The sequence below is a fragment of the Candidatus Eisenbacteria bacterium genome (assembly GCA_016867495.1).
GTDB lineage: Bacteria > Eisenbacteria > RBG-16-71-46 > CAIMUX01 > VGJL01 > VGJL01.
Window position 1 is genome coordinate 1 of the sequence record VGJL01000163.1, and the last position, 5850, is coordinate 5850.

The 5850-nt window shown below is 66.6% G+C and carries 5 protein-coding genes; 3 read left to right on the forward strand and 2 right to left on the reverse strand.

All coding sequences use genetic code 11. The features are described 5' to 3' along the window. Together FJY88_11280 and FJY88_11285 are read right to left on the reverse strand one after the other, a co-directional pair. A partial coding sequence (locus tag FJY88_11280; GenBank protein ID MBM3287916.1) for a DUF21 domain-containing protein occupies positions 1 to 503 on the reverse strand: 503 nt, incomplete at its 3' end. Next, positions 500 to 1750, reverse strand: a complete 1251-nt coding sequence (locus FJY88_11285) for an HlyC/CorC family transporter (protein MBM3287917.1) — start codon at positions 1748 to 1750, stop codon at positions 500 to 502. The genes FJY88_11280 and FJY88_11285, both read right to left, overlap by 4 nt. Positions 1751 to 1928: 178 nt before the next feature. On the opposite strand from FJY88_11285, the gene FJY88_11290 reads away from it, so the two are divergent. The 3 genes from FJY88_11290 to FJY88_11300 all read left to right on the forward strand — a co-directional run. Beyond that, positions 1929 to 3734, forward strand: a complete 1806-nt coding sequence (locus FJY88_11290; GenBank protein MBM3287918.1) for a hypothetical protein — start codon at positions 1929 to 1931, stop codon at positions 3732 to 3734. A 15-nt stretch (positions 3735 to 3749) separates the two neighbouring features. Then, positions 3750 to 5063 (forward strand): hypothetical protein, encoded by a 1314-nt coding sequence (locus FJY88_11295; GenBank protein ID MBM3287919.1) that lies wholly within the window; start codon positions 3750 to 3752, stop codon positions 5061 to 5063. After that, on the forward strand, positions 4898 to 5850 hold a 953-nt coding region (locus tag FJY88_11300), incomplete at its 3' end, for a GNAT family N-acetyltransferase (protein ID MBM3287920.1). The genes FJY88_11295 and FJY88_11300, both read left to right, overlap by 166 nt.

Below are 5850 nucleotides of genomic sequence, written 5' to 3' on the forward strand. Positions count from 1 at the left end.
CGCGTGACCGGAGCGCCCCTCCTGTCCCTGCGCAGCAGTCCCAGGGTCAGATGGATGACAACGCTCGCCGCCGCGGTGACCGGCAGGAGAAGGAGATCGAGGGCGAAGAGGGGGCGCGAAGCCCCCGTGAGGACCGACTCGGCTCGCGGCCTCGCGGCGGCTTTCGGGAGCACCTGCCCGAAGACAAGGATGACGATGGTGACGACGACGGTCGCGGCCAGGGTGGCGGCTGCGGTCGGGCCCATCCACCGATGAGCAAGACCCGTCGCGAGCGCCGCCGCGGCGGCGGCCGCGAGCGTGTTGCAGACCAGGAGCGTGACCAGGATCTGTTCCCTGCGGTTCAAGAGATCGAGCGCCAGGTCGCCGCCGCCCTTGCGCGATCGCGCGTGGGCCCTCAGGCGCATCCTCTCGGACGCAAGCAGGGCCATCTCCATTCCCTCGAAGAGGGCCACGCCGATCAGGCAGACCAGGAAGAGCAACGCCTGCAAGCTCGACGGACTCACGCCTCCTCCTCGGCGGGAATGCGACGGACGCGCGCCCGGAGAACTCTGTGGCGGCCGACATCGAGAATCTCGAAGCGAAGGTCGCGCCAGCCCAGGACCGTCCCCTTGCGCGGGAAGCCGCCGTGGAGGCGGCAGAGGAAGCCGCTCACCGTCGCCACATGCTCCTGCGGAAACTCCACACCCATTCGCTCGCCGAGGTCCTGGAGCGAGACGCTTCCCCTCACCTCGCACAGATCTTCCTCGAGGCCGACGATCTCCTCCTCGCCCTTCTCGTACTCGTCGAACAGCTCTCCGACGACCTCCTCGACCAGATCCTCCCGCGTGATGATCCCGACCGTGTCGCCATACTCGTTCACGACGATCGCCATCCGGTGCCGCTCCTTGCGCATGTCGTGAAACACCCGGTCGGCCGGAGCCTTGTCTGGAACATAGAGGACGGGCTGGACGAGGGCGCCGATCCGGTCGGTCGGCTCGAGGAGGAAGGCGCGCGAGGAGACGTAGCCGACGATTCCATCGACCGTCCTCTCGTAGATCGGGATCCTGGAGTGTTTGGACGTTGTGATCAACTCCAGCAGCTCTGCGCGCGTGATCGTGGCTGGAGCCGCGATCAGATCCACCCTCGGGGTCATCACCTCCTCGGCCGTCGTCCTCGAGAACGAGAGGATGTTCTGGACCAGACGGCTCTCGACCTTGCTCATCCCCGAGCCCTCGTCGATCTCCTCGAGCACGGCCCGCAGCTCCGTCCTGGTGACGCGGCGGCTCAGCCCCTCGGGCGCGCCGGGGATGCGGAGCAGGGCGAGGAAGGCTCGACCCATATGGGTCATACCCCATGTGAGGGGAGCCAGCAGCGGTCGAACGGCCGCGAGGGGGATCGCTGCGAGGTAGGCGAGGGAACGGGGGAAGTGGACCCCGAAGGTCTTGGGGAGGATCTCGCAGAAGAAGAGGATCAGGACCGTCGCCGCCGGGATGGCGACCTTGAGCCCCGACGGCCCGAAGCGGTCGAGCGCCAAAGAGGTCAGGGTGGCGGAGAGCCCCGCATTGACGAGGGTGTTGCCCACCAGCAGCGAATTCAGAAGCCGCTGCGGATCCCGAAGGAGACCGCGCAGGGTGCGTGACAGCCGCGTCCTGCCCCCCTCGATCTGGCGGAGCTGCAGATGGTTGAGGGAGACGAGCGCCGCCTCTGCGCCCGAGAAGAGCGCGGAGGCGACGACGAGGACGACGACGAGAAGAGTGGTAGCTTCTTCCATCCGTGAGGTTTCGCTCTCCCCGGATTCTAGGAAGCGGAGGCGGGGCGGTCAAGGTCCGGCGCCGCGGGCCAGATCCCATCCGGCGGTCCCCACGGGAGGATTGAGCGGGGGCGGCGAGGCGTGCTATGTTCGTTTATTGTGCCCGGAAGCAGGCACTCTCTGAGGAGGATCCCGAGTCATGTTCGAGATGATGCGCCGCAACACCAAGCTGATCATGTGGATCACAGCAGCCTCATTCGTGTTGCTGATCTTTCTGGCATGGGGAGCCGAGTACCAGCTGGGCTCTGGCGGTGGAGGGCGCGCGGCGGGAGTCATCGGTCGCGTCAACGGCGAGCCGATCAAGGCCCGGGTGTATGAAGAGAGGATCCTCGTCGGCCGCGAGAACTGGGTGGCCCAGCGGGGCGCCAACCCGGACGAAGGCGAGGAGGTGCAGCTGCGCGACCAGGCATGGACCGACCTCCTCCAGGAGATGCTCCTGAGGCAGGAGATCGAGCGCCGCGGCATCGTTGCGACCGATCAGGAAGTGGCCGCCGCGATCCGCAACCAGCCGCTCCCCCAGATCGTCCAGAACCCGGAGTTCCAGACCAACGGCCAGTTCGACCAGTCGAAGTACCTCGCCGCCCTGGCGGATCCGGGCCGGGACTGGCTCTCCCTCGAGTTCTACTACCGCCAGGATCTTCCGAAACAGAAGCTGCAGCAGATGGTCATGGCCTCCGTGAAGATAGGCGACACTGAGATCCGCAAGCGCTTCGAGGAGGAGAGTGTGCGCGCGAAGGTGGCGTTCGCTTCCCTCCCGACCAATCTCTTCCGCGTCGATCCCCCGGAGGACGACGCCCCCGTGCGCGCACACTTCGAGTCGCATCGCGATGACTATCGAAGCGAGGAGCAGGCCTGGATCCAGTACGTGCGGATCGACAAGAAACCGACCGTCTCGGACACGCTGGCCGCCCGGGACTTGATCCTGCAGGCCGCCCGGGAGGCTGCGGACGGCGAGGACTTCCAGATCCTCGTCAGCGCCTATTCGGAAGCGATCACCCAACTCCGCGGCGGCGAGCAGGGCACCTACATGACTCGCGAGCAGTTCAGCGCGCCGAACGTGAGGGAGGCCGCCTTCTCGCTGCCCGTGGGCCAGGTGAGCGAGATCCTCCCGGAGGCCAACGGGTTCCATCTGATCCGCGTCGAGGATCGGCGCACCGACCAGGGCAATGATCAGGTCAAGATCGCCGACATCTTCGTCCCCATCACTCTCTCCGGGGAGACGATCACGAGCTACCGCGACCAGGCCTACAGCATCGCGGCGGAGGCGCAGCAGGAGATCGCGCTCTCCGAGATCGCTCAGAGGGAAGGCTTGCCGACTCTGGACGTCGGCCCCTTCGGCCGCCGTTCCTTCGTGCAGCGGCTCGGCCAGATTTCGGGCTTCTTCGACTGGGCCTTCAACGCGACTCCCGGCAAGATCTCCGCGATGGAGGGCTCTGACGCCTGGTTCGTCATCAAGATGGCCAAGCGGCGCCCCGCCGGCATCCCGCCCTTCGAGGAGGTCGCGGAGAGGGTCCGCAAGGACTACGTCGAGTCGCAGCAGGTCGCGATGGCCAGGGAATCCGGGCAGCGGATCCTCGACCTCGTCAGGGGCGGGACGCCTCTCGAGGAAGCGGCGAAGACCGTGTCGGGGGCGACGTTCGATCAGACGGATGAGTTCACGCGCCGGGGGTTCGCGCGGGGGTTGCCCAATGACGCGGCGATCATGTCGAGGGTCTTCAAGGATCCGATTGGCCTCGTGCCGGATGTCGTCACGAGCAAGCGCGGGGCCTACGTCATCCAGATCCTCTCGAGATCGACGCCCGACGAGGCGGCATACGCGGAGCAGCGCGAGATGCTCCGCAGATCGCTTGCGCAGACGCGGCGTCGCGAGGTCCTGACCCGGTGGATGGAGGATCTCCGCCACCAGGCCAAGATCGAGGACTACCGGGGCGAAGGCGAGATCTAGTCGAGGCGGCGCGGCGTGGGACTGGTCCGCCAGAGCGCCACGACGTTCGCCTCGCGCATCCTCATCACGATCGTCAACATCCCGATCTCGATCCTGGTCGCCCGTTCTCTGGGCGTCGAGGGGCAAGGGGTCTACGCGGCCGCGGGGGCCTTCCCCGCGCTCTGGGCGACCTTCTGGATCCTCGGCCTCGACGCCTCGCACACCTGGAGTCTGGCCGGTGGGCGGACATCCCTCGGCCGCGTGCTCGGGAACACCGCGGTCTGGCTGATTCTCCTCTCGCTCCTGGCGGTGCCGACCTACATGCTGGCGATCCGGCTGCTCGATCCGGAGAAGGCCCGCGCCCTTGTGCCCGTCCTCTGGATCACGGCGCTCATGATCCCCCTGCTGCTCGCACGGACGCTCCTGCTCTCCTGCTTCCTGGGAATGCACCAAGTCGACCAGTACAACCTCCTGAACGTCGTCAGCCAGATCGTGCTCCTGGTGCTTCTCGTCATCGCTCTCATGCTGGGTCGCGGGGGGACGCGGGCCGCGGTCGCGGCCCTGGCCTTCGCAAACGCGCTCCTCGTCGCCATCGCGATCGCATGGGTGATCAGGAGGAAGCCCCCTGACGATCCCGTCCGAACCGACCGGGCGCTGATGAAGACTTCCTTCTCCTATGGAGTGAGGGGTTACGGCGCGACCCTCTTCGGGCAGCTCAACTACAGATTCGACCAGGTTCTCGTCACCCACTTCGCGGGGGTCGCCGAGCAGGGGTACTACTCGATCGCGGTGCTGCTTGCCGAGAAGCTCGCACACATCACGAACTCGGTCCAGCTCGTCGTCTTCCCCCGCGTCTCGGCATCGACAACCGAAGATGCCAATCGGATCACGACGACCGCCTGTCGTCACGCTGTCTTCTGGGTCGGCATGGCCGCCCTCGCGATGTACGCCCTCGGGCGCGTCCTCATCCGCCTCCTTTACGGCTCCGCATTCCTCCCCGCCCTGTCGGCCCTCTTCTACCTGATACCCGGGATCTTCCTCCTCTCGTATTGGAAGGTCCTTGCGGTGGATCTCTCGGGGAGGAACCGCCGCTTTCCAACGACCCTCGCGAGCTTCATCGCCCTGGGGGTCAACACGCTCCTCAACTTCCACTGGATCCCGCGCCACGGGATGGTGGGGGCGGCATGGTCCTCCACGATCTCCTATGCCGTGCAGAGCTTCGTGCTGATCCTCTTCTTCCTGCGAATCACGGGGATCCCGGCGCGGAAGCTCTTCATCCCGGAGCGGGGCGATCTCGAGATCTACCGCCGTCTCATCGCCGGGCTCGGCAAGGGGAGAAAGGGGAAGTGACCATGCAGGATCGCGAGTGGGACGATCATCTCTCCTGGCACGCCGAGGCGACCTTCTACCACACGCGGATCTGGTCGCGGATCCTGCAAGCGGCCTTCCCGGCCCTCCGCGACGCAGGCATCTGGCTGTCGGCCCCAGGCGCCCGGGCGACTCTGCCCCTCCACGAGTGGAGGAGGCTCGGCGGAGCCTGGACGACCCTGCAATCGAGCTTCCCCTTCCTCTATGGAGGACCGGTTCCTCGCCGGATCGGCGAAGTCGATCTGATGGCGGAGGCGCTGCGGGCCCTCGCGGATCGAGGCCGGTCGTATGCCCTGGTTGGGAATCCGTTCGCGCCCGGTCCGGCGCAGAGCCCGAAGGAGACGTCCGTGTCGGAGGACAGGACGCACATCCTGACGCTCCCAGCCACACATGAGGAGTACTGGGACGGGGTCCTCTCGACGGCGAAGCGCAATGATGTTCGCCGCCTGACGAAGAAGGGAGTGACGGTGCGCCTGGACGAGGACGGCGCGCAGGCGGGCACGATCTATCGATTCTATCGACTGAGCTTCGCGCGGTGGGGGGGTCGGCCCGGCCTGGTCTACCCGGAGGGGCTCTACCGCGCGATGTTGCGGCTCGGGGAGGGCCATGTCCGCCTCTACGTTGCCGAGCATGAGGGGAGGGTCCTGGGAGGGGCTTTCATCGTGCGCTGGAACGGCCATGTCCACTACCACGCCGGCTACTTCGACCACGAGGCCCGCTCGCTCCGGCCCAACGTCCTGCTCCAGGAGAGGATCATCCGCGACGCCAT